Annotated in this window: 15 protein-coding genes; 6 read left to right on the forward strand and 9 right to left on the reverse strand. The window is 60.9% G+C overall.

Features of this window, described 5'->3' with window-relative positions; all coding sequences use genetic code 11:
• Positions 1-111: 111 nt before the first annotated feature.
• Together SINAC_RS26675 and SINAC_RS26680 are read right to left on the reverse strand one after the other, a co-directional pair.
• Entirely contained in the window at positions 112-1524 is a 1413-nt protein-coding gene (locus tag SINAC_RS26675) for a hypothetical protein (RefSeq protein WP_015248686.1), read from the reverse strand.
• 266 nt (positions 1525-1790) lie between these two features.
• Positions 1791-3181, reverse strand: a protein-coding gene (locus SINAC_RS26680; protein WP_086018129.1) for an ISKra4-like element ISSiac4 family transposase whose coding sequence is annotated in 2 segments (ribosomal slippage) — positions 1791-2974 and positions 2974-3181 — 1392 coding nt in all. Because the reading frame shifts where the segments join, the coding sequence is not laid out codon by codon here.
• A 210-nt stretch (positions 3182-3391) separates the two neighbouring features.
• Between SINAC_RS26680 and SINAC_RS26690 the strand changes: the two genes are divergently transcribed.
• The gene (locus SINAC_RS26690; RefSeq protein WP_015248687.1) at positions 3392-4408 is read left to right on the forward strand and encodes a 3'(2'),5'-bisphosphate nucleotidase; all 1017 of its coding nucleotides are present in this window, start codon (positions 3392-3394) and stop codon (positions 4406-4408) included.
• A 108-nt stretch (positions 4409-4516) separates the two neighbouring features.
• Here the strand turns inward: SINAC_RS26690 and ychF are convergent, their stop codons facing one another.
• Complete coding sequence (gene ychF / locus SINAC_RS26695; protein WP_015248688.1) at positions 4517-5608, reverse strand: redox-regulated ATPase YchF; 1092 nt, start codon at positions 5606-5608, stop codon at positions 4517-4519.
• Positions 5609-6240: 632 nt separating this feature from the next.
• Between ychF and SINAC_RS26700 the strand changes: the two genes are divergently transcribed.
• The 3 genes from SINAC_RS26700 to SINAC_RS26710 all read left to right on the forward strand — a co-directional run bounded on the left by SINAC_RS26700 (position 6241) and on the right by SINAC_RS26710 (position 12276).
• The gene (locus SINAC_RS26700) at positions 6241-8589 is read left to right on the forward strand and encodes a DUF1592 domain-containing protein (RefSeq protein WP_015248689.1); all 2349 of its coding nucleotides are present in this window, start codon (positions 6241-6243) and stop codon (positions 8587-8589) included.
• 89 nt (positions 8590-8678) lie between these two features.
• Positions 8679-10016: a DUF1552 domain-containing protein gene (locus tag SINAC_RS26705; RefSeq protein WP_015248690.1), complete on the forward strand. Its 1338-nt coding sequence runs from the start codon at positions 8679-8681 to the stop codon at positions 10014-10016.
• Positions 10017-10101: 85 nt separating this feature from the next.
• A complete protein-coding gene (locus SINAC_RS26710; protein WP_015248691.1) occupies positions 10102-12276 on the forward strand; it encodes a HEAT repeat domain-containing protein in 2175 nt (724 codons plus the stop codon).
• A gap of 384 nt (positions 12277-12660) precedes the next feature.
• Here the strand turns inward: SINAC_RS26710 and SINAC_RS26715 are convergent, their stop codons facing one another.
• The 6 genes from SINAC_RS26715 to wecB form a co-directional block, all read right to left on the reverse strand.
• The gene (locus SINAC_RS26715; protein WP_237722771.1) at positions 12661-14826 is read right to left on the reverse strand and encodes a WD40 repeat domain-containing protein; all 2166 of its coding nucleotides are present in this window, start codon (positions 14824-14826) and stop codon (positions 12661-12663) included.
• Positions 14735-16156, reverse strand: coding sequence for a serine/threonine-protein kinase (locus SINAC_RS41390; protein WP_154673814.1), 1422 nt, complete (start codon positions 16154-16156; stop codon positions 14735-14737). Before SINAC_RS41390 ends, SINAC_RS26715 begins: the two co-directional genes overlap by 92 nt.
• A gap of 72 nt (positions 16157-16228) precedes the next feature.
• A complete protein-coding gene (locus tag SINAC_RS26725) occupies positions 16229-16825 on the reverse strand; it encodes a sigma-70 family RNA polymerase sigma factor (protein ID WP_015248694.1) in 597 nt (198 codons plus the stop codon).
• A gap of 203 nt (positions 16826-17028) precedes the next feature.
• Complete coding sequence (locus tag SINAC_RS26730; RefSeq protein WP_015248695.1) at positions 17029-17478, reverse strand: hypothetical protein; 450 nt, start codon at positions 17476-17478, stop codon at positions 17029-17031.
• A 766-nt stretch (positions 17479-18244) separates the two neighbouring features.
• Positions 18245-19273, reverse strand: a complete 1029-nt coding sequence (locus SINAC_RS26735; protein ID WP_020466843.1) for an NAD-dependent epimerase — start codon at positions 19271-19273, stop codon at positions 18245-18247.
• A gap of 800 nt (positions 19274-20073) precedes the next feature.
• Complete coding sequence (gene wecB, locus SINAC_RS26740) at positions 20074-21177, reverse strand: non-hydrolyzing UDP-N-acetylglucosamine 2-epimerase (RefSeq protein WP_015248697.1); 1104 nt, start codon at positions 21175-21177, stop codon at positions 20074-20076.
• A gap of 1364 nt (positions 21178-22541) precedes the next feature.
• Here wecB and SINAC_RS26745 point away from each other — a divergent pair.
• Entirely contained in the window at positions 22542-23480 is a 939-nt protein-coding gene (locus SINAC_RS26745; protein ID WP_020466844.1) for an XrtA system polysaccharide deacetylase, read from the forward strand.
• Between the two features lie 433 nt (positions 23481-23913).
• Complete coding sequence (locus tag SINAC_RS26750; protein WP_015248699.1) at positions 23914-24636, forward strand: PEP-CTERM domain protein; 723 nt, start codon at positions 23914-23916, stop codon at positions 24634-24636.
• The last annotated feature ends 459 nt before the right edge of the window (positions 24637-25095 follow it).

Below are 25095 nucleotides of genomic sequence, written 5' to 3' on the forward strand. Positions count from 1 at the left end.
GAGCCATCGGCTTTGTTTCTCGCAGGCCTGAAACTTCGCCACAATCACCTGTCTTCTCAAGCGATTGGTCGGACCGCTACAGGAGGGGAGGCCCGGAGAGCGGCCCCCGACTCACCTCTCGAATGCCGCTGGATCGTATCCCATCAAGTGGTCCTGGCAGATCAGCAGCGCCACACCTGGAGGCACCTCATAGATCCAGTTGGGATCCCCCTCCCGCATTCGCCGGTAGACGTCGCGTGAGTTGATGCTCAGATACTCTGCGTTGAAGTCGCGGAGCGGCTGGATGTGGCGATTCTCGACCAGAAAGTTGTAGAGGTGCTGGAGGTTTGCGGCGACGCGGAGGTCATTGGCCGTGACAATCGCCCCGGAATCGGGATCGAGGCTTGGATAGGCGTAGACCTTGAGATCGTTCTTGAACAGCCTGCCGAAGGATTCGAGGATGCCGCCAGCCAGGTCGTTGTAGTATTTCTCCTCGAAGACCTGGCGAAGCGTCGGCACGCCCATCACCAGGCCGATCGGTTTCGAGGTATGGTGCTGGAGGTAGTTGGCCAGGCGGTAGAACTCGCCGAAGTTGGAGATCAGGACGGGCCGGCCCAGGGCGCGGAGGATGTCGACGCGGTCGAGGAAGTCCTGCTTGTCGATGGCGTCGCCTTGCAGCAGGTTGTTCAGCGTCATCTCGGTGACGACCAGGATCTCCTCGCCCTGGTTGTCCGGCTCCTGCTCGAATTGCGCCAGGGCGCTGTGGAGCATGTCCACGGTGACATTGGTCACTGGCCGAAAGCTACCACGGAGGAGGAGAATCGGACGCTTGTGGAAGGCGTCGGCAGGCTGAATGACCTTGCCGCCGGGCGTGAACATCGCGGCGCCGGAAAGGCCGCAATGCACGAGTTCCAGGCTCATCAGGCGATTGTCGATATGGTCGAAAGCGGGGCCGGAGAACTCGATCAGGTCGACCTCGAGCCGCTGGTCGGACAGGTCATCGAGGAGTTGCCGGACCGTCGCCAGTGGGTCGGCCTCGTAGAGCGCGGAGTGGATCAAGTTCACGCCCAGGATCCCGATCGCCTCCTGCTGCGAGACAGCCTCGCGGTCCAGTAGGCTCACGTGGAGGATGATCTGGCAAGGCACGGCGCCTGGGCTGGCCTGAAACCGGATGCCCATCCAGCCGTGCCAGTCATCCTTGCGGGTGTAGCTCTTCGCGGCGACGGTGTCGGCAAACGCGAAGAAGCGGGTGCCTTCGCCGCGTCGATCACCGAGGTGGTCGGTCAGGGAACGGAACTCGCAGTCGAGCATCGTCTCGAGGCGTTGTCGGCTGACGTACCGCCCGCAAGGGCCGTAGATGGAGTCGGAGACGGTCATGTCGTAGGCGGAAATGCTCTTGGCGATCGTCCCCGCCGCGCCACCGACTCGGAAGAACCAGCGTGCCACTTCTTGCCCCGCGCCGATCTCGGCGAAGGTGCCGTATTTCGAGGCATCCAGATTGATCTGAACCGCCTTCTGGTGCGTGTCGAGGCTATTGGATTGCATGGGTGATGTCCGATCCTTGACGAGAGATTTCGCGTTGCGTTTCCCCGCCTGGCTGAGCGTGGAGGTTGCGGCTAACGACTTCCAACCTCAGGCCAACTTGCGTAACACGAAGAGCGCATCATCGCGGAGGATGAAGGCCACGAGCAACCCCTCCATGGCCTGGAAACATTCCCCTGGGACCGCGAGCAACCTCGCCGCCATTCCGGTTTCGACCGGAAGGCTGTATTCCCGGCGGTGAGCATCACATTAGTTGGTAGGATGGACGTTCAGTTGCTGGAATAGTCGCGATTCCAGAAGGCGTCCCACTGGCCTTTTTCGCTGCGGTAGAGGGCGCGGAGGTGGCAGAGGGCGTGAGCGCCGTCTTCGCCCCAACGCATTCCGGCCAGTTTCAGACGCTGCCCCACCACCGTCTTGCACGCGCTCTCGATCGCCCCGCTCCCGATACACCAGCCACGCGCCAGGTATTCGGGATAGTCCATCCGGTGCGCCTGGCGTTCAAGGTAACCGATTAACTCGGTCGCGGCTTCGCCCAGGCCAGGCCGGCGCGGCCAGTCCCATTCCCGCAGGACAGATCCCAACACCGCGCCCCCTTCCTCTTTGAGCAACTGTCGCCATCGCCGGGCTTGGTCTTCGGCTTGGTCCTCGTCCTGAGGGTGCAGCAGACGCGCCAAGCCGGTGAGCTTCTCCGCAGGGTGAAAAAAGTCAAGAATGATCACTTCCACACGCGGAAAGTTTTCACGGAGTCGATCCTCCAGGCCCGCGCCGCCGTCGGAGAGGCCGATCCAGCGATCGGCCCGGTCCATACCGACGTCTCCGGCGGGCGTGCGGAGCAAGGGACCGAACTCCTCCAAGGGATACAGGCCCGCGAGGTAACGCGCCTGCATCGGCTGCGGTTTCTCGTCGGGCCAAGGCCACTCCGGGGTGGGGTTACAGACCATCCCCACGTAGGCCATGCGGCCTTCGGCGGGTCCCCCTCCCTCCCCTTGACGCCGCACCCCAGTGGCGTCGAGTTCGACGTACGCACAACGTTGGCCTTCGTAATCCTTGTGCCAGGGCCAGTCGGCCGGGGGACCCAAGTGCGAGCCGGCCTGGACCGCCTCAGCCAGACGTTGACCGGCCTCTTCGGTGGTCCGTTCGACAGTCGATTCCGAGACCCGGACACCCCCCATCTCTTCGAGCAGTTCCGCCCCCTTCTCGAAGCTGTCGGCAACTGCCCCGGCCAAGCTCGCGACGCGTTCCAAAGCCGGCGTCAAGTCGCGGGTCGTCAGCCCCGCTTCGCGATCGAAGGGGAACAGCCCCTTGCCACAGCATCGACAGAGGTAGTAAGCCCGGCGGTAGCGGACGGCTCCCACAAGGGTGAAGGAGGTGTGCAGGCGGTGCGAATGAAACTCCGCCGTCCGGCTACAGTGGGGACAGGTTACGCTGGCTCCGTCGTATCCGTTTTTTTTCGCGTCAGGTGCTGCTCGATCGCCTTGGCGGCGATCTTGTGAGCCAGGGCCCGGATCTTGAATTCGTTGGCGCCGAAGAGGTGGGCGTCGTCGGTGATGGCAAGATTGGCCGCGAGTTCGCTGATTTCGGCATCGACGGCCTCGCGGATGGCTTGCTCGAGCCCCGCGATTTCAGCCTGTTTCTCGGGAGGCACGGGTGCGGTCGGCATGGATGGACTCCGTTTCCGAGGTCGGGTTTTCCTCAGGTACCGCCGGTTTCCCTCTTGTGTACAAAGATTCCACCAACTGTCAAGACGCTCACCGTATTCCCGGGGCCGCGAGGACAAGGTCTGGACATCTCGAAGTCCACAAGGGAAAAGAGTCTGGGGCAATCGTCCGCGGTTGTCAGTGCCACGAAGTGAGAAATGAGGAAAGAAGAAATGTTGAACACCACCTCGGGCCTTGCCTTCGAGCATGAGCGGGTCGTCGCCATGCAGGCTGTGCGGGACGCTGCGACCCTTTGCCGAGCCGTCCAGCGGGGTGTCAACCTCCAGGCGATGGACAAGAAAGACCGGAGCCCGGTCACGGTCGCCGACTTTGGGAGCCAGGCCCTGGTTTGCCGGGTCTTGGAAGAGGCGTTCCCGGCTGACCCGGTCGTTGCGGAGGAGGACTCCGGGGAACTTCGCCAACCGGCCCATGCCGAATCGCTTGCGAAGGTCCTCCGGTTCGTAACGGAGGTCCAGGCCGGCGTCGATCAGGAATCCCTCTTGCGCTGGATCGACCGGGGCGGGGCCCTGGGAGGCGCTCGGGATCGATTTTGGACCCTCGACCCGATCGACGGGACCAAGGGTTTTCTGAGAGGGGAGCAGTATGCCATCGCCCTCGCGCTGATCGTTGAGGGGCGAATCGAGGTGGCCGCGATGGCCTGCCCGAACCTGCCGACGGCACCCGAGAATGATGGTGTCGCCGGGACGGGGTCGCTGTTCGTCGCCGTCCGTGGCCAGGGGGCCGAGCTGTACCCGCTCGACGGAGATTTGCCTGCCACGCCGGTTCGGGTCAGCGCCAGGGACGATTGGGGGCTGGTGCGGTTCTGCGAATCCGTCGAGTCGGGCCACAGCGCCCACGACTGGTCGGCGACGGTCGCCCACCGTCTCGGGATCACCGCACCGCCGGTTCGTCTCGATAGCCAGGCCAAGTACGCCGTGGTGGCCCGGGGCGAGGCTGACATCTACCTCCGGTTGCCCACGAAGGCGGACTACCGGGAGAAGATTTGGGACCACGCCAGCGGGGCTCTGATTCTCGCGGAAGCTGGCGGAGTTGTGACCGACCTTGACGGTCGGCCTCTTGACTTTGCCCGAGGCCGAGAACTCTCGGAAAACCGGGGTGTCGTGGCCACCAACGGCCCTTTGCATGACCGGGTCCTGGCCGCCCTTGCGGAGACTTTCCGGCCAGCCTGAGTGCTTGGAATACAAGGATGGGCCATGCCACTCTCTAAAAGAGGGCATGGCCCACCAAGTTTCGCCCCAAGCGTGGGGAACGCCAGCGTCGAAAGGCGGGGCGTCCGCTCAGTTGCTGAACAAGAAGTGGCAGATGTCGCCGTCTTGCATGACGTAATTCTTCCCTTCGACGCGGAGTCGACCGGCCTGGCGAATCTCTTTCTCGCTGCGGTAGGTTTCCAGGTCGTTCAGCGTATATACTTCTGCGCGGATGAATCCCTTCTCGAAGTCGGTGTGGATCACCCCGGCGGCCTGCGGAGCGGTCGCGGCGATCGGGATCGTCCAGGCGCGAACTTCCTTTTCGCCGGCGGTGAAGTAGCTGTGGAGGCCGAGCACCCGGTAGGCCTCGCGGGTGAGAGTAGCGAGCGCCGGTTGTTGGAGTCCCGACGACGCCAGCATCTCAGCGCGATCCGCTTCGTCGAGTTCGGCGATCTCGGCCTCGAGTTTCGCACAGACGGGCACGACCGACGCGCCGGTTTTGGCGGCAAACTCGCGGACCTGCTGGACGAGCGGGCCTTCTCCTTCCAGGTCGCTCTCATCGACGTTGGCGACATAGAGGACCGGCTTGGCCGTCATGAGGCCGTAGCTCGAGATCGCCTTGGCGTCCGACTCGTCGAGGGTGAGCTTGCGGAGCGGTTCGTCGGTAGCGAGGTGGTCGAGGCACTTGCGGATCACGTCAACCCGCTGCTTGGCCTCCTTGTCGCCCCCTTTGGCGGTCCGTTCGGCCCGGGGCAAAGCGTTATCCAGGGTCTGGATATCGGCCAGCATCAGTTCGATTTCGATGGTCTCGATATCGGAGACCGGGTTCACTGCGCCGGCAACGTGGACGACATCGGGGTCCTCGAAGCAACGAACCACCTGGAGGATCGCGTCGACTTCACGGATGTGGCTGAGGAATTTGTTGCCGAGGCCGAGCCCCTCGCTCGCTCCTTTGACGATTCCCGCGATATCCACCAGCTTGAGCGCCGTGGGCACGAGTTTTTTGGGCACGATGTGGACGCTGATCCGCCTCAGTCGGTCGTCCGGGACGCTGACGATCCCCTCGTTGGGCTCGATCGTACAGAACGGATAATTGGCGCTCTGCGCGGCCTTGGAGCTTGTGAGAGCGTTGAACAGCGTGCTCTTACCGACGTTTGGCAGACCGACGATGCCAGCTTTCATGATCCTCGACCACCTTGATCCATACCAATGGGGAGACGTGCGTTGGGAAAACGGGGCGGGGGCTGCAACCGGCAAGCCCACACAACGGCCGAGGGGGCGCCGCCTTTTTTTTTGACTGGAATCACACGCAAAACGAATCGACTGGACTCGGTCGATCGCCGAGACGCGGGCCAAGGCCCGTCCGGCTCTGAGGCGGGTCAATCCCGGACACAAAGAGTCCACGACACGCACAACGGGAGGGCAAGGCCCCCCGCCGCAATTTCGAGTCGCGACCATCGTACCCAAAAACGTGCTCGCGGCCAAGTTGACCGCCCGATCATCAAACGGATGCCGCTTTCTACCCTGGCGGGCCAAGAAGAACCGGGATGGTCTGTGATCCGCTCGCAAGGGATGTAGGGAAAGTTCGGGACCAGCGCGATGTCCAAACGAATCTCTTTCCCGAAGCCGCCGCGACTTCACAAAGAATCGGCTGGACGCGGGCATTTGGTCCGGGTCCAATAAGTGTTCAGCAGAGCCAGGGAGTCTTTTAAACCGTGTGGTCAACACGCATTATGGGGCCTCTCAGGTTTGGGGTCGTGCCTGATTTGACCGTGGAACGCTGACAGGCAATCGACGAAGAGTCACCCAAAACGATGAAAACACTCAATTTCAAATGGATGACGTTTGGATTTACGGCCTTCACAATGGTGGCCCTGCTCTCACTGGCTGTCAGGATGATGGTCCCCCTTTCACCGGCCAAGGCGCAAGAACCGGTAACGGAAGACGCGTTCCAGAAGCAAGTCCTACCGACTCTCGAGCGCTATTGCTTCGACTGCCACACGACCGAAAACCCGAAAGCGGGAATCGCCTTGGACCGGTTCGACGATCAGGTCGGGGCCGTCAAGGACAGCAAGACCTGGCTCCGCGTTCTGGATGCGCTTGAAGGGCACATCATGCCACCGGTCGACAAGCCCCAGCCTTCTCTCAAAGAGTTGGATGGGATGATCGAGTGGATCGAAAACGACTACGTGGCCGCTCAGGGGCGTCAGCAGGACAATGCCGCGCCGGTTGTGATCCGGCGGCTCAACCGGCAAGAGTACAACAATACGATCCGCGATCTGCTTGGGCTCGACCTCCACCTCGCGGACGACTTCCCGGCGGATGATATCGGTTTCGGTTTCGACAACGTCGGCTCTGCGTTGAACATCTCACCGGTTCATGTCGAGAAGTATCTCGACGCCGCCGAGCTGGCCTTGGACAAGGCGATCGTTCTGCCGAATGCCGATGAATTTTCGCCCATGGAGTTGATCGGCTTAAAGACGTATCCGCTGCCGCCGAACAAAGCAGTCGAGTTCAAGCACACTCTGAAACCAGGCCGGTACCTGGCTGAATTCAGCCTGGTGCGGGTGGGAATCGCCGAATCCGTGCCTCCGCCTAAGCTGGTGATCGGGTTTGGCAAGGATCGTCGAACCGTGGAGGCCGTGCGGGTCCAGGACGAGACGGTGGTCTATCGCTACTGGCTCAAGGTCGCGGAGGGGGACAGCCAGGTCTACGTCGCGCTCGCACCTGGCCAGGCCGAGTCGGCCAACGTCGCCAAGCCCAAGGAGGTCACCGCCAATGTGAGCGGGGACCAGCGATACGCCGGGGATCGCGGTCTGCACGTGGACTCGATGGTGGTGCGTGGGCCTGTTCCTTTCGCGCTGGAACAGCTTCCCGAATCGCATCGGAAAATCCTGTTCTGCACTCCTGAGTATGGCGACCAATCGCGGCTCGATTGTGCCCGCCAGGTGATCGCTCGGTTCGCCGAACGGGCGTACCGACGCCCCTTGCAGCCGGACGAAGTGGAACGAATCCTCCAAGTCTATCGACTGGCCCATGACCGGGGTGAGAGCTATGAGCGTGGGGTCCAGATCGCTCTGACGACGGTGCTCGCGTCCTCCCAGTTCCTCTTTCTGGTCGAACCCGAAATCAGGCCAGTGGACCGTCCGTTGACCGAGTTCGAATTGGCCAGCCGGCTCTCCTATTTCCTGTGGAGCAGCATGCCCGACGAAGCGCTGTTCCGCGAAGCCCGCGAGAACCGGCTCAGGGCGAATCTCCGTCAGCAGGTCGTCCGAATGCTGGATGACCCCAAGTCCGACCAGTTGGTGGAGAATTTTGCCGGCCAATGGTTGCAACTCCGCAGGCTAGGGGGGGTGGCCCCGGACCAGGATCTCTTCCCCGGCTTCGATGACACGTTGCGGACCGCGATGGGCAAGGAGACGGAGCGGTACTTTGCCTACATCCTGCGAAAGAATCGCAGCGTGCTCGAGTTGCTCGACTCGAACTACACTTTCCTCAACGAGACCTTGGCGCGACATTACGGGATCGACGGAGTCAGCGGGGATGAGTTTCGTCAGGTTGATCTGGCGGATCGGCGGCGAGGCGGTGTGCTGACGCAGGCGAGCGTCCTCACGCTGACCTCCAACCCCAACCGAACCTCTCCGGTGAAACGGGGACAATGGATCTTACAGCAAATTCTCGGGACCCCGCCCCCGCCGCCCCCGCCCGAGGTCCCCAAGCTGGATGAAAGCCAGCACGCTGCTGACGCGGGGACCTTGAGAGAACGGATGCAGGTGCACCGAACCGACCCGAAATGCGCCTCGTGCCATCAGCAGATGGATCCTTTGGGTTTTGCTCTGGAGAACTACGATGCGGTGGGGCGTTGGCGGGCCAAAGACGGCGAGTTCCCGATCGACCCTTCCGGAGAACTGTTCGGAGGACGCAAGTTTGCCGACGCCCAGGAGCTGAAGCATCTCTTGGGGACGACGGCCACCAAGAAGTTTGCCCGGACCCTGATCAAAAATATGCTGACCTATGGGCTCGGACGAGGGTTGGAAGCGTTCGATTACGGTACGCTTGAAGAAATCCGCAAGCAGCTTGCCTCCGATGATTACCGGATTCGGAATGTGATTTTCGGGATCGTGGAGAGCAAAGCGTTTCAGTATCAAGGCCGAGTCAAATGAGGTCCTTCTGATTTTCTGGCCTGGTGCAACTTTGATTCAGGCGTCCGGAATCGCCCACGTTTCTCTTTGGTCTCAGGGGAAAAGATGACATGGCAATTCACGTGAACCGACGAACGATGCTCCGCGGCATGGGAGCAGCTCTCGCACTTCCGTGGATGGAAAGTCTCGCGACCGTCGGGCAGGCGGCCACGGGGTCATCCCAACCGCCGGTCAGGATGTGCTACTGGTACGTTCCCAATGGCGTCCACCTGCCGACCTGGTTCCCCGAGCACGAGGGGACGCTGGTTGACTTGCCTGAGTCGCTTCGACCGCTAGCATTTGCTCGCGATTCTCTGAACTGCTTTCATGGTTTGACCCACAATACCGCGCTCACCAACGGCGACATCGATGGTTGCGGACACGGCCAAGGTGCCGCGAGTTTTCTGACCGGAGCGCAGGCTTACCGGACCCAAGACGCCGTTCGGGTCGACATTTCCGCCGACCAACTCTATGCGCGACATGTCGGGAACCAGACTCGCTTTCCTAGCCTCGAGCTGGGCTGCGAGTCCGCTCGCTCCGGAAACGCGTTTGGCTACAGCGGCACCTACAAGACGCACATCTCCTGGCGCACGCCGACCTCGCCCGCCCCGTATGAGATGAATCCCAAGGTCGTTTTCGATCGCCTGTTCACCAAAGGGAGCAGGGGCCTGACCCAGGCCACGGTCGCCGATCGCGATTTTTACCGCAAGAGCATGCTCGACTATGTGCTGGACGATGCCAACCGAATCCGCAATCGGGTCGCGCGAACCGATCAACGCAAGCTTGACCAATACCTGACGGGTGTGCGTGAGGTCGAACGTCGGATCCAGCATGGCGCTGCGTCGGTGGAGCTTTCCGGGGCCGAGATCTCGCGCCCCGAGGGGATTCCGGAAGACTTCGACGAACACCTGCGCTTGATGTGCGACCTGATGGTGCTGGCCTTCCAGACCGACAGCACGCGGGCCTCAACCTTCATGGTCACCAAGGAAGCGACCGACCGGAACTACCCGTGGCTGGGCTTCACCGACGGGCACCATGAGCTCTCGCACCACGCGAACGAAGCTGAGAAGAACCGAAAGCTCCGTGAGATCGACCGCTATCATATCTCCATCCTGGCCTACATGATCGAAAAGATGATGGCCGTCGAAGAGGCAGGCGGGACGACGCTGCTCGACAATTCGATGGTCCTCTACGGCAGCGGCATCAGCGACGGTGACCGTCACGATCATGTCAACCTGCCGGTCATCGTGCTTGGAAAAGGGGGCGGCACGCTACGATCGGGGCAGCACCTCAAGTGCCGGCCCGAGACGCCGATGTCCAACTTGCTACTCGCCATGCTGCAACAAGCGGGGGTTGGTGTCGATCGCTTCGGCGATAGCACCGAGCCGTTGCCCGGTCTATTGGCATGAGGGATGGTTTCTCCCGCGTGACCTCATGTGCCCCGACATTCGACTCTGAGAACCTGGGATCAGCATTATCTAAAGGAGGACCGTTGTGCGGATCCGTGGTCTCAGTGGGATACTCCTGGTCGTTTCCGTCTACGGACCGCTGGCGATTCGTGGGATGGCCCAAGATGGGCCGACTCCCGGCGGCTCGGAATCCGCGATCGAGAAGCTGCGGGCGGAGAACGTTGACGTTCGCCGAGCCGCGGCCACCCAGGTCCGGTCGGCCGACAAGAGCGTGCAACGGAAGGCGTTGCCTGTCTTGATCGATCTGCTCATGCAGGAAAAAGACGGGCAGGTGCGACTCGCAGTGCTTGATACAGTCACCGCGTTAGGGCCTGACGCGGTATCGGCGATCCCCGCGCTCGTCCATACGTTGCGGACCAACTATGGAGGGCAGGGTAAAGAAGAGTCGCACCAGGACTATCGTTCTGCCCTGGCGCTCGCGGCCATTGGCAAGCCGGCCGTCGAGGATCTGCGTGGTCTGCTGAACGAGCGAAAGGAAAATGTCCGTGCCGAAGTTGTCATGGGCCTGGGACGAATCGGGCCCGACGCGGCTGCGGCCATTCCGGACTTGCTCCCTTTGCTCGGGGACAAGAACGAACGGATTCGCCGGGAAGCAACCGTCGCACTTGGTCGAATCGGCATGGCGGCCCTCGAGCCTTTGATTGCGGCGTCCACGCACCAGGACGTTATCATTCGTGCGCGGGCCATCGAGTGTCTGGGGCCGTTGTCCGTGTTGGAGGAACAGGCTCAAGCGGCCATTCTCAAGGGTACGCATGACGAAGTCCCGGAGGTCCGGGCGGCCGCGTTGAGCGCCTTGGCAAGATCCGGATTGCCTGATGATGCCTTGTTGCCGATCCTCGTGGAGAATCTTCGGCAGGTGGACGAACAGGTCCGGCGGGCCGCCGTGGATTGTCTCGTCGGGCGGCGAGCCTTGCTCATCCGGATGGCGACGGAACTCGAGTCCCTTTTGACGGCGGAGCAAGAGGGCGTTTCGCGCCACGCCGCGTTCCTCCTGCGCAAGATCGGCCTGGACGCGGCCCCCCGACTGATCCACGCACTCTCTCGTGAGAATAGCCGTGTTGATCAGATCGCGGAAGCGTTGGCCCAGATCGGGCCGCCGGTCGTCGGGTTGCTGGCGCAGTCGGTCAAAGCGCCGGAACCTCGGGTCCGGCGTGCTGCGGCCCTGGCCCTCGGACAGATCCGTCCGTTGGCACCAAGCACGGTGCCCATGCTGGTCGTTGGCCTGGATGATCCCGACCTTGAGGTCAAAGCTGCTTTCCTTGCCGCCATCCGAGGCATTGGGCCACGAGCGAAGGAATCCGTACCGGCCGTGCGGGCATTGCTCCAGAGTCCATCCACAGAGATTCGGCTCCAGGTGATCGTGATCCTCGCCCAGTCCGCTCCGCGTGATGAGCGCCTGGTCGGCGATCTCACGGACCTGCTCAACGACTCTGATGCGCGGGTGCAGCGGCAAGCGATCGACCTGATTCGGGCCTTGGGCCCGCTGGGTCGCCCAGCGCTGCCTGTTGTCATCGGGAAGTTGGCCGGCCCCGATCCTGAGGTGCGCTTTGCCGCCGCAGAATTGATCGGGACCCACGGCCAAGCCGCTGCCGAGGCGGTTCCGACGCTCAGCTCGCTCCTCGACGATCCCACACCAAAGCTGAGGATGATCGCCGTCCGAACGTTGGGAGGGTTGGGGAAGTCCGCGCAGCCCGCGCTGGATCGACTGACCGTGCTGTTGGTTGACAAGCAGGCTGAGGTCCGGGAAGCGACGGTACTGGCCTTGGGGAGCTTGGAACTTGATGCGGAACGGATCCGCCCCCATCTTGCCAAGGCGCTGCGGGACGACAGTTCCGAAGTGCGACGAGCGGCCTCGCGGGCGATCCAACGCCAAGGCTCGCAAGGGGCGATCTTCCTTCCCGACATCATCCTGCTTGCCGAGAGCAAGGAGAATTTCAAGTCGGTTGAGAGATTGCTCCGCTCGTTCGAGCGAACAGGGCCGGACGTGCGATCGCTTCCCGAACTCGTTAACCACCTGGGGCACGATCAAGCGGCCGTGCGTTTGCTTGCCATCAAGTTCCTGGGGCTCGCTGGCCAGAATGCCAAAGACGCGATACCCGCTCTGGAGAGGTTGCGCGAAGATCCGAGCGCCGAGGTTCGTAAGCAGGCGGAGGCTGCCTGCGAACGGATCAAAAACCAGGCGACACCCAGCGCCAGTTAGTCATCCCTCGAGAACGATGCCCTGCCTCCGGGCTCTGGCCAAAGCCCTTCCCTTGGTTGGGGGAAAGCCAGAGGGGCGCCGGCGCCCCTCTGGCCCCAAAGTCGTTGAATTCGTCGCCGGCGCCAGAGGAGCTGCCGCCTCGCACGACAAATTCGCGGAACTGGTTCGAACTCAGCGTCGAGTCCGATTCTCCCCGCTCTCCCATGCGAGATTTGGGGGCTGCGCGCCTCAGGAGTCGTCGTCCTTTTATTTCGACTTCCTCGAGTCAAACCGGAGACTGTCGACGTGCGTTTTGGCGTAACACCTCTGGTCATCGAATGCTATGCGTTTTGGCTGGCGATTTCCAAGGTCTCTGAAAGTTCGCCCAGAGGTCCTTGGCGTCGTTCAATCCGTCGAACGCCATAACTTCACTACGCCGTTGGAACTGCACGAGGCGAGTGTGCGGCCGTCATGGGAAAACGCCAGGGCGTTGATTGCCGTCTTGTGTCCGTCGAGGCTCAGTAAATCCTGGCCGGTGAGGGGGTCCCAGAGCCGAATGCTCCCCGTTTCGCCGGCAGTGGCGAGCGCGTGGCCGTCGGGTGAAAAGGCCAAGCTTCGCGGGGCCCGATCCCCGCTGTGGAGGCGCCGGATGAGCGTGCCGGTCCGGGCCTCCCAACAGAGGATCGTCCCTAATTCATCTGTTGCGGCCAGCATGGCACCGTCCGGAGAAAAGCCGACGGCCGTCACCTCGATCGGATTGCGAAGGACGCGTACGAGTCTCTCCGTCGTCACGTCCCAGAGTCGCACCGTCCCGTCATTACTCGCCGAGGCGAGGGTGTTTCCGTCCGGGCTGAAGGTAACCTGGCGCACTTTATCCGTGTGCCCCTTCAGCGTTTTCATCTGGTTGCTATTCGCGTCTGCCCAAAGTCGGATCGTCGCATCGTCTCCGCCGGAGGCCAACATTGCGCCATGAGGACGAAACGCGACGGTACGAACTTTCCCAGCGTGGCCCCTCAGTGTCTTACGCAGCCGGCCTTGGGTGGTATCCCAAAGCCGGATGTCGCCTGACTCGTCGAGGTGCGTGGAAGCCAACGTCGCGCCGTCTGTCGCGAAGGCGAGTGACGAGACGGTCCCTTCTCCTCCGGACCACCCGAGCCGGAACTGGCCGGTTGAGGTGTCCCAGAGCCGAATCGTCCAAGGGTCATCCGTGTCGTCACTTCCGGTGGCAAGTAGGTTGTCGCTTGGTGAGAAGACTGCGGCCCAAGCCTCGTCCTTGTGCCCGGCCAGCGACTCCGACGCGTTGATTTTGGGCCGCTCGAGCCACCAGCGTTGAATGCCGCTGTCACCGTTGAGGAACAGCGAACGGCTGTCAGCAGAGAAGGAGATCCAGGCTTTGAAGAGCCGCTGCCCAGGATAGGTATCCAGGAGTCGGCCGGTGGCGGTGTGCCAAACCGTCACCGGCCCCTGGCCACCGCCAAGATGCTGCGTATTAATGGCAATGAATTTCCCGTCCGGGGAGAATACAGCCTGCTTCAATTGGTGCTGTGCCGGGTCCCTGAGAGGAAGTTCTCGCTCAGGCTGAGCCGAGCCGGCGGCCAGGTCGAATAAAGCGACTCGAAGGGGTTTGTGTTCGACGAGAAGGTTCTTCCCGTCCGGGCTCACCAAGACGTATCCCACCTCTTGGGAAGGTTTGGAGATTGGGATCTGTTTCGATACGCGGCCTGTCGCGGCCTCCCAGATGACGGCGTCATGGCCATCCTCGGCGACAAGCCATTGGCCGCCCGTCGATAAGCGGGACCAGGTGAACCTCTGGTCTCGATCCGAGGTCGACCAGAGCGCTTTGAGCGTCTCGGTATCGAAGACGGTCAACGGCCCGTGAAGCGGTCGAGCGGCCAGGTATGGGCCACCCAGGAAGCGGTTGTCGTTCTCCCACTGGACGACCTGACTGCGAACGAGGACAGGCCGGCCAGGTTCCGCGAAGAGATCGAAGAGGTCGAAATGAATCGGCTCGCCCCAAGCCTTGACCCAGGCCGTGACGAGTCGGTGACCCGAGCGTGAGAATCCGAGGCTCAAGACAAGCCGTTCTTCAGACGTTTCCAGCTTGGCAAGCTGAGCTCCCGTCGTTGCATCCCAGACCAAGATCTTCCGTTGGCGCAATGCCATTGTCGGGTTCTGCGCTGTTGAGCCAAGCAGGCGCCCATTGCCGGAGAACGCCAGGATGGTCACTTCATGCTCATGTCCTTTCAACCGTAAGCGGACGCGCCCGGATGCGAGGTCCCGAAGCATGATCGTTCCGTCACTGTAACCTGCGGCGAAGACGCGGCCGTCGGGAGAGTGTACGAGAGAGGAGGCATAGCCTTCGTGTCCGTCGAACAGTTCGATCTCGCTTCGGGCCAGCCGCCAGAGGTAGTGCCAGGCGAAGCCAGGAGGGGCGTCATCTGTCCCGGGCCGGAGCGAATTGAGGATCTCCTGGACCCGCTCAACCTGGCCGAGATGGAGAGCCTGCCCGGCCTGTCGAAGGTGGGATGTGTGCAGATGGCGCTGGGCAAAGATCCGTTGCGCTTGCGCCACGGCCAAGGCAGCCGCCGTCCGTTTCTCGGCCCGGGTTGCGCGGATCGCCTGCCAGGTGCTGACGGCCGTTCCCGCAATCAGGGCCAGGGCCACCAGCGTGGTCGTTGTCAGGACGGCTCGGTTGCGCCGAGCATATTTCGTGAACCAGTACCAAGTTGAGGGGGGGGGATGCTTCGACCGGTTGATCGGTGAGGTAGCGAATCAGGTCGGCTGCGAATGCGCTGACGGTCTCGTAGCGTCGTCGTCGGTCTTTCTCTAACGCCTTCATCACGATCCAGTCGAGCTCGCCCTGGAGGGCATGGCCCAGCTTTCGAGGGTCGGCCTGGCGGTTGGCCGAGATGCTTGGGAGGGTGTCGAACTGGGCGGCCAACCGCGTGCTTGGCGGCGGCGGCTCGTGTTCGCGGACCAGCCGGCAGATTTCGTCGTAAGCGGCCTTGTAGAGTGAGTCTCGGTCAATGGGCGTTGTGCCGGTCAGCAGTTCGTAGAGCAGGACCCCCAAGGCGTAGATGTCACTCCGAGTATCGATATCGATGCCCGACAACTCGGCCTGCTCCGGACTCATGTACAGGGGAGTCCCAACGAGCTGCGTAAAGCCCGTAAGCAGTGTCTTGTCAGTCAGCGCTTGGCCGGTGGCCTTGGCGATTCCGAAGTCGATGACTTTGGGCACCGCGAGATCGTCGATCAGTGTGACCAGGACGTTCGAGGGTTTGAGGTCGCGGTGGATGATCCCTTTCTGGTGGGCATGCTGAATCGCTCGACAGACCAGGATGAAGAGCTCGAGCCGATCACGGATCGAGAGGCGTGCCTGATCGCAATAGTCGGTGATGGGAACGCCCCGGACGAGCTCCATGGCGAAGTAGGGCCGCCCCGAGGCGGTGGTGCCACCGTCGTGGACCTTGGCGATGTTGGGGTGGTCCATCATGGCCAAGGCCTGCCGCTCGGCCTCGAAGCGGACGATGACCTGGCGGGTGTCCATGCCGGGCTTGATGATCTTCAGGGCGACTTTACGGCGGATCGGTTGGGACTGCTCGGCCAGGTAGATTGTCCCCATCCCCCCCTCGCCAATCTGCTCGAGCAGTTTGTAGGGGCCGATGACAGAGCCAGGAGCCTCGTCGTAGATTGCCGATTGCCGGACGAAGACCGGCAGGGCGTCCGTCGATTCGAGGAAGTGGCTGTCGACGAGTGGGGCGGCTGCAAGTAGCCGTTCCACGCGAAGGCGCCGGGGACTGTCCTGGCCGCAGGCTTCGTCGAGGTAAGCCTTTCGGGCCTCGGGGTCCTCAATCTGTAAGGCGTCGCTGAAGATCTCGTCAAGGTCCTTGAATTGACCCATTTTGCCGATTCCTCGGTCGTCGCGAGCCACCTGCGATCCTTAAGATCATGCGTGAAACGGAGTCGGCACGCCTCATGAATTTGCCGGGCTGCCCGATCGCCCTGTCTCATCGGTCGGGTGAGCCAGCTCGCAAAACAGCCAGGTCTTGGCATAGCGCCAGTGGCGGTCAGCCGTTGCCCGCGAGATCCCGAGGACTTCGGCGGTATCGGCGACGCTCAGCCCGGCGAAGTAGCGGAGCTTGACGAGTGTGGCCTTATCGGGTTCCTCCGCTTCCAGCTTGGAGAGTGCCTCATCCAGGGCCAGCAGGTCATTGGAGGGGGGATTGGCGGTCACGTCCACGCCATCGAGGCCGAGGATGTCGAAGCGACCTCCACGTTTCTCGGTCCGCTTGCGACGGGCGCTGTCGACGAGAATCCGCCTCATCGCCTCGGCGGCCGCAGCAAAGAAGTGGCCACGACCATCCCAACGAACGACCATCTCCCGGTCGACCAAACGGAGGTAGGCCTCGTGAACCAAGGCTGTTGCCTGGAGCGTCTGCCCAGGCCGCTCCTGCGCCAGCTTTTGGGCCGCCAGTTTGCGGAGTTCGTCGTACACCAGGGGTAAGAGCTGGTCGGAGTCTTGCGGCTCACCTCGCTCGATGGCCGCGAGGATTCGAGTGACGTCATTCATCGAATGGGCCGCCTCGCTCGGGCCGCCCCATTCTTGCCCTCGGATCGTACCAGGGTGCCGTCACCCGATGGCTGCGTTCGCTGTCGGAGCTCGGAACAAGGGGGGCGCCTTTGGATACCAACTTAGCCAACCCCTCTGGGCCCGGATAGCCTCAGATCGGATTCCGAGGCGATTGGGGTTTCGGCTGAGAGTGGACCAAGGCGTCATTCTGACCGAAGCGACCAACGCGTGCGCACCCGTCTCAGCGATTCGGAGGCGGCAGAAAACCCCCAGCGACCTGCCGGCCTTGGTTTCCGATCGAGATTGGGAATCAGTTCCGGGCGTGTGACTTGGGGCGCTCCGACGACAAGCTGGCGGATTACCTGATGTAACTCGTCCCGCGCAGGATCTCCGGGACGAAACCCGAGAATTTCCGGATAGACGTCCGAGCCTAATTCGTAGTTATGCGACAGAAGCACCATCGTCAACGCCAGTTCATCGCGAAGCCGCTCGCGTTCGTTGTCCGCTGAAACGACCGCCTTGATGAGCGAGTACAGAAGGGGATCATTCGAGTCGATCGAAACCTGAGGTAGCCACCAAAGCTGGCCATCCGCCAGTTGGATCGACGTCGCCTGTTGAAAATCTGCCCGGCGGCGGATTCGTTCGTCGATCATTGGCACTCCTCGCCACAGCGCGATAGTGATCTCAATTCAGAACCGTCGAAGGAAAACCTAGGACCAAAAGACCCAGTTGTCCAACTCGTCGATCAGAATCCGGGATTTCGGAACCACTAAAACGATCACCGATGTCATGTTAGGCGTGATCTCGAAGCTCTGCAAGTCCCTTATTCCTTAGTTTTCGTAAGCTTGCACCCTTGATATTAGCGGTTTCGTCCTGATTGGCCTGATCCCGCACCCTTTGTGCGAGAGGAACGACGCTCGTATGGCAGTCACGGGCATCGCTCACTGATAGCAGTATGATAATTGTTGTAAGAATTCGTGTGCCTGCACTATTGCGTCTGGAATTCGGCAGGAATTAGGAGCACCGTACTTCTGTGGCTGGAGGCAGGTCCCGCCAGCGGGAGCCTTGCTATGAGGAGGGGGATCGGCTTGATGGATGCGGAGTTGGATTCAGAATGAGATTTGCTGAAATTATGTTGCATAGATGTGCATGAGGTGATAAAGCGTGGAGTAGGCCCCCGTCCACATCCTTAGCTTCCCCTTGGGTAGGCTGTCTCTCAGGCCTCAGCAATCGATTCTGGATCTACCGGTCTGGTTCAGGGCACTTACCCCGTGGGAAACCACCCGAGAAATCGAACCCTGCCTTGGGCAACGGTCTGGGGAGCGGGCAGGGTTCGACACGAAAACCGCTCATGACGAAGTTGTGGTGGCCTTATCAAGACGGGGCAGGGCAGAGATTGCGCGGCGTGCGGACCGGGGGTCAGAGCCCGTGGTACTCCCGGTACCAGGCCACGAACCGCTCCACGCCGACTTCCAAGGGGGTAGCGGGTCGGAAGTCAACCTCACGCATCAGGTCGTCCACGTCCGCGTAGGTCGACGGTACGTCGCCAGGCTGCATTGGCGCGAGCAGTTTCAGGGCCTTGCGACCGAGCGTACGCTCGAGGATCGAAACAAGCTCCAACAGTTCCACGGGTTGGTTGTTGCCGATGTTGTAAATCCGATAAGGGGCGGAGCTCGAGCCTGGATCCGGCGCCTCGGACGACCAAGTCGGGTCCGGGCCCGGCACATGGTTGCGCAACCGGACGATCCCTTCCACAATGTCATCAACGTAGGTGAAGTCGCGCCTCATTCTGCCTTCGTTGAACAGGGTAATCGGTTCTCCCGCGAGGATCGCCTTCGTGAAGATGAACATCGCCATGTCGGGCCGGCCCCAGGGGCCGTAGACCGTGAAGAAGCGGAGGCCTGTGCAAGGGAGGCCGAACAGGTGGGCATAACTGTGGGCCATCACCTCGTTGGCCTTCTTGGTGGCCGCATACAGCGACACCGGGTGATCGACATTGTCATGCACCGAGAATGGGACGCGCGTATTGCCGCCGTAGACCGAGCTCGAGGAGGCGTAGACCAGATGCCGGACGTGCGACTGCCGGCATCCTTCGAGAATGTGAAGGAAACCGGTGATATTGCTTTCGGTATAAGCGTGCGGATTGGTCAGGGAGTAGCGGACCCCCGCCTGGCCCGCAAGATGGATCACGCGTCCGACCGAATGCCGGGCAAAAAGGGCTTCCATTCCCACACGGTCGGCGAGATCGACCTCTTCGAATTGGAAGCCAGGAAACGTCTTCAGTTGCGCCAACCGCGCTTGCTTGAGCCGGACGTCATAGTAAGGATTCAGGTTGTCGAGGGCGAGTACCTCTTCCCCATCCTTCAAGAGCCGGTGAGCCACATGGTAGCCGATGAAGCCGGCAGCCCCGGTGACCAGAGTGATGCCTTGATTGTCTTTCAAGAACATGTCCTATCAATCGTCTTGAGGCCTGTCGAGTCAGAACCAAGTGGGTGTTTGTTCGCGGAAACCGGCTGCTTGTCTTTCAGGAAAAGCTGGGTGGCGTCCGATCGGGTCGTTCCCCCCGCGAAAGATTCGCCGGGTGGCATCGGTTGCAAGAACGTTCGGTGAACGACCCTGAGTTTCCTCCGATTTCGTTCCCCGATGCTTCTGTATCATCGACTTTGGGCCTTGGAATTTCAACGGTTACGGCAAGACGACGTGGCCTGGCGCTCAGGTGGCCTGGAAGCTCACAGGTGTGGCCGGATCACGCGATCGATCGGGGATGTCGGGTTGAGCCTCGTGCCGTGTTCGTCTGACAGAGGCTGGCCCGTGCCGTGACACAAGAATGGTGGCTGAGTGAGGGATTTCTTGGGATGTTCCCCAGGACTCAAGCCGGGGCGACGATCCCCAGGCCCATCCGTCCGTGCCGCCTGTTTCGTACTGGCGGTCGTAACCAATGCTAAACAGCCGAGAAGAGATGTGTGGACGACTTCAAAACTATGGAAAAGAAGAATCAGGACGAGCCGGCATTCCAAGATGGTTTCTTAAGGAACAGTATTCCGTTACACATTTGCTTGAGAGTCATCTCTTTAGCAAACACCTGTCCGGTTCGCCCGAGGACAGGTCGCTGATCGTCGCCGGTTGGGAGCGGCCGGCGGCGATCACCACCTGGATAATGAGGGGAGGGGGCTGCCCTTGGCGTTCTCCGGGAGCTGATACGATGTCACGTTGTGATGCTCCCGTACGCGACTGCTGGAGAATACGGATCAGAGCAAGGGCGCTTGCCGCTTACCGGCCCAGGCTTCGATGACATCGACGACGCGCACGGCGGCACGGCCATCCCATAACGGCGGTCGGCTGCCGGTTGGCCAGCGGTCAGCCAGGATCTCGGCGATACCGGCCTCGATCTGCGCCGGGTCGTTGCCCACGAGTCGATTGGTGCCGCAACTGATTGTCGCGGGTCGTTCCGTGTTTTCGCGGAGCGTCAGGCAAGGGACCCCCAGCGCAGTCGTCTCCTCCTGGATCCCTCCGGAGTCGGTCAGGACGCACTTTGCTCGCGCCATGAGGCCCAGGAACGTGAGGTAAGGGAGCGGGTCGGTCAAACGAATACCGGGGGCCGTTACGATTCCCCCGCGGTTCAGGCGGTCTCGCGTGCGCGGGTGGACCGGAAAGAGTACGGGCAGGCGCTCCGCGACTCGGTTGACCGTAGCCATGATTGCCCGCAAGGGACCGTCCTCGTCCACATTTGAGGGGCGGTGCAGCGTCAAGAGCGCGTAGCTGCCGGGTTCGAGATTGAACTCCTTCCAAGGCGAGCGTAAAAGGCTGGCGTCCCTGTGCTTCACGAGTGAGTCGACCATGCAGTTGCCGACCAGGTGAATCTGCTTTTCGGGAACCCCTTCGTGACGCAAGTGCGTCACGCCGCTTTCCTCGCTGGCGAAGAGTAGATCCGACAACCGGTCGGTCACGACCCGATTGACCTCTTCGGGCATCGCCCGGTCGAATGACCTCAGGCCGGCCTCGACATGGGCCAGCGGGATCTGAAGTTTCGCCGCGACGAGCGCTGCGGCCAGCGTGGAGTTAACATCGCCACTGACGATGACCAGGTCGGGGCGAAGCTCCTGGCAGGTCGACTCGAATGCGACCATGATGGCCGCCGTCTGCTTGGCGTGCGAGTCGGACCCGACCCCGAGGAAAACGTCCGGCTTGGGCATGCCCAACTCGTCGAAGAAGACGTCGGACATCCGGGCGTCATAGTGCTGTCCCGTGTGCACGAGGGTCTGCTGGAAGCCACGACGCTCGAGCTCATGCACGATCGGGGTCATCTTCATGAAGTTGGGGCGTGCACCGACGACGTTGCAAATCTTGATCATCTGTGATTCCCTCGCCCCTATTCTCTGGGGTCACCCAATTCCGTTCACGAAGATTTCGCACGGCGGTGTTGGATCGGACGGGGTCCGCCGTAAGCACGATCGAGGTGTTATTGGTTTTGGTCTCGTCCTGGTGCCGCGCCTCTTGAAAAGGTGCAGGTCGAGACCTCCGAGGCAGCCCTCGTCTTGGCAGAGTCCAGCCTCATGGTTGAGCAGGCCGTATGGTAGAGCAGGCCACTTGGTGCGCCAAGTGACGATGCGTCGTTGCGCACTCCAGGCAACATCGGCCGGAATGAGGGGGCGATGACTTCACAATCGGCTCATCACAGACACAGCGGTCCACGACTTCTTGATCCAAAGAAACCCAAGGAAGGGAGTGAAATTGCTTCGAGCCTGAACAATCAGGCTGCGTGGAGGAACTTTGCGGGTTGGGCACCTTCCTTTGGAGCCGAACAGGTCACCGTACACCGCCCTTAATCGAAGTCTTATAAAAGGAGAGGGGGAGACGCAGGTCATTTGACGAGGACCGCCCACTCGAACGAGATGCGATCTCGTATTTGTTGACGACCAGGCTTCGGCTCTTGGCCGCGAGGCCATTCGTGCGTTTCTTCGCCGTCCCTATTGGACAGTGCGGTGGAGAAATCAGGCCGCCACAGATCGGCGGTAGGAGTTGCTCGCGACATCAAGAGTGTCGCAGAGAGTGCAAGCCCATTTCTGGGAAATCGCCAAAAAGCATCATTCTAGGCCATCACGATTCGTGGAGACGTTCTGCTGCCCCTGTCAGGGACGCTAAGATTGGCTGGGGGACGCTAACGCTGGCTTGTTCTTGGTGCCATCTCGGTGTTTTGTGCATCATTGATAAAAAAAGCAGAAAATGACAAATATGAATCATGCGAGAGTCTTCTAGGCCATATTTTGCAGATTTGGTCGTGGGATCATGCCGATTTTTGGCAATGTATGACGGTGATTTCTGGTGGCTTCGGCGTTTTTAGCTCGAATCAGATTAATTAGGATCCTCGCAATATGTTCCTCTTCTTGTGCGATGATGGAAAATCAGAACATCCTACGAGATTGGTTGCAGTCCTCATCGCAATTAGTAATATTGTGACTCCATCCGACTCCCCGCGAGGGTCCTTCTCAATAGGACACATTTGGAGTCGCTGTCGGTCCGACGCAGGACCCTTTCAAGTCTGGTATTCATTAAGACTACATGGGCCCGATGTGGAGCCGGTTAGCGTATGTCTAGACTCCCAAAGCTAATATCAACTCACTCATTCAATTTCGATAATTCAGAGGGCGATGGTGGACTTGGTCGCGACGCTCGCCTTGGTAGGAACCTTGCCCACGGGGGAGCGGCCCTCGACGTTTTGGACTCTGAGGTTGATTCACGAGGCAGTTGGGACGCCGGTCTGCGGCCCGGATCGGAAGCTCAGGTCATTCTGAGTTTCGATGTCGAGGAGCACTTTCGGATCGAAGCGGCAGCGGGGCTGAATTTGGCCCCTGGCTTGAAAGCCGCTTGCAGCGAACGGCTTGCGCCGTCGACGCGATGGATTCTCGATCAGTTGGATGCTCACGACCAGAAAGCGACCTTCTTCATCCTCGGGCAGATTGCGCGGATTGACCCTGCGCTGGTCCGCGACATCCACCGAGCGGGCCACGAGGTTGCCAGCCATGGCTGGGACCATCGCCGGGTCCTCGAAATGAATCCCGAATCCTTCCGGGAAGATGTGCGAAAAAGTAAGGATGCTCTTGAGCAAGTCACCGGCGAGGCTGTGGTAGGTTATCGCGCCCCGACGTTTAGCGTCGTTCGGCGGACAGCCTGGGCTCTCGACGTGCTGGCGGAACTCGGGATGCTCTACGACTCTTCGATCTACCCGGTGCGGCACGATCGCTATGGCGTCCCTCACGCTCCTCGTGCTCCGTTTCTCGCCCAAGGCCGCGAACGACAGATCCTCGAGCTTCCCCCGGCCACACTTCGGCTCGGGGGCGTCAATGCCCCGATCGGCGGCGGAGGTTATTTCCGCTTGCTGCCGTTATTCCTGATGGAATGGGCCATTGCGCAGGTGAGGCGCGACGTCCGTCCGGCCGTTGCGATGCTTTACTTCCACCCCTGGGAGTTCGATCCAGGGCAACCCCGCTTGCCGATGCGCCGCATGGGCCGGTTTCGTACTTATGTGGGAATCTCGCGCAGCCAGGCCCGCCTAGTCTCCCTGCTGTCGCGATATCGTTTTGCTCGGGCGGTCGATGTTGCCTGTCGGCTCGATTGCCAGAATTACGAGCTTTCCGGGTACAACGTGGCCGAGTGAGTGTCACGGAACAACTCGGCAACCGTTCTACTCCACCAGCCTAGTCGGTTCCAGGATTACCCCACGAACCGATGAATCGTCAATTTCTTCATGTGTCCCACAAAATCCTGACAAGGAGGTGAAATCACAGCACATGAGATTTTTTGATCATGTAAGTCGGCCCGCTTGTCCGTGAGCCGGGCTTCAGTTGTAACCCGCTTCGTACACGATTCTGAAAGTGGTATCCGGCCAAGTCGGTGATCCCAAGTAACCCGGGCTCGGGACCTTGGGCGGCCTGCCGGGACGCCTCTTTGGAAATCGGCATATGAATAGACTTCGTAGTTTTGCATCATCCGATGGGTTTGTCTCATCGGACCTCGGGCTTGTCAGTGGGCGGAGTTCGTTCCCACGGCAATTCCTTTCTTCAGGCAGAGAAACCTTAAGAGGACAGTCAATGAAGAAATTAACATTAGCTTTGGCCGCGGTGATCGGGCTCTTCGTCGCCGGGCGCGCCGACGCCTCGCTCGTGCTTGGATTCAATAGCGATCCCAATAACTCGGCTCGAATCAATATCGAGGCAACCAGCACTCCGGGCGGGAACCAGGCCAGAATCTTCTTCACCGGTGGCTTTTACATCGCCGCCTCTGACGGAGGCGTCGGCGATGCCTTCCTCAAAACCGGCTACTTCTCCGGACCTGGTTTCACATACACGTCCGTCCAGACGGCGGCGTTGGGTGAAAAAGCGGACCTCACCGGCGCTGGCAACACCTTGGTTTTGTCGGATGGCGCCGGCGGTACGTTGACCGCCACAATCGTTGGGCTCCAGATTGAGACCCAGGGAATTTTGGGGCACATCAACTTGACTGGCAAGGTCAACCTCTCGGGTGTCACCTACACGGGGTACTCGGGAGCTGGCAACCAGGACTTTCTTCAGTTGGTGACTGAGGCCTCTCCTCCCGGTGGCGGGATTGCCGGCATCACCTTCTCCTTCGGTGCGGGCACGACCCTGTCGAAGCTGTTGGATCCGACGCAGCTCAACGGGGCTGGCCAACGGAGCAGGCCTTACACCGGCTCGCTTTCGACGGTCCCCGAGCCAGGGTCCATGGCGCTTGCGTTCTCGGGCGTTGCGATGCTGGGCCTGGGCTACTATCGCCAGCAGCGGCGCAAGTCGGTCTGAGGTCCTTCGTCGTTACCCTCCAAACGGTAGCGATCTGACGTTCCCTCTTCCGGAGCAGCTCGTCATGGGCTGCTCCGGAATCTGATAACCCAAGCCTCGACTCGAGCCCAAGCACGTTGTGGCTCTGCCCCGGGTAACCCAGGGCCGTAGCTCCCGTGAGCCGAAGTCGACCAGAGCCTCGTTCCGAAATGGTTTGGCGCACCCCCGAACAAACAGAGTCGATGCTTCGTTCATAAGAAACAGTGTGTTTTCGGGCGCGTTGAATCAGTGATAGGCTTTCAGCCTGCTGTTTTTTGGCAACACCAGACTTTTCGGCTTCATAGCCACAGGAATTCTTATCATGATGAGTACAGGGGCGAGCATCATACTTGATTCTTGGCAATGGCTTGATAATAAGAGGTTGGGTCGGCATTTCGATGATGCTAAAGCTATTGCCAAGTTACGACATGTTTATTGCTT

The organism is Singulisphaera acidiphila DSM 18658 (assembly GCF_000242455.2).
Taxonomy (GTDB): domain Bacteria; phylum Planctomycetota; class Planctomycetia; order Isosphaerales; family Isosphaeraceae; genus Singulisphaera; species Singulisphaera acidiphila.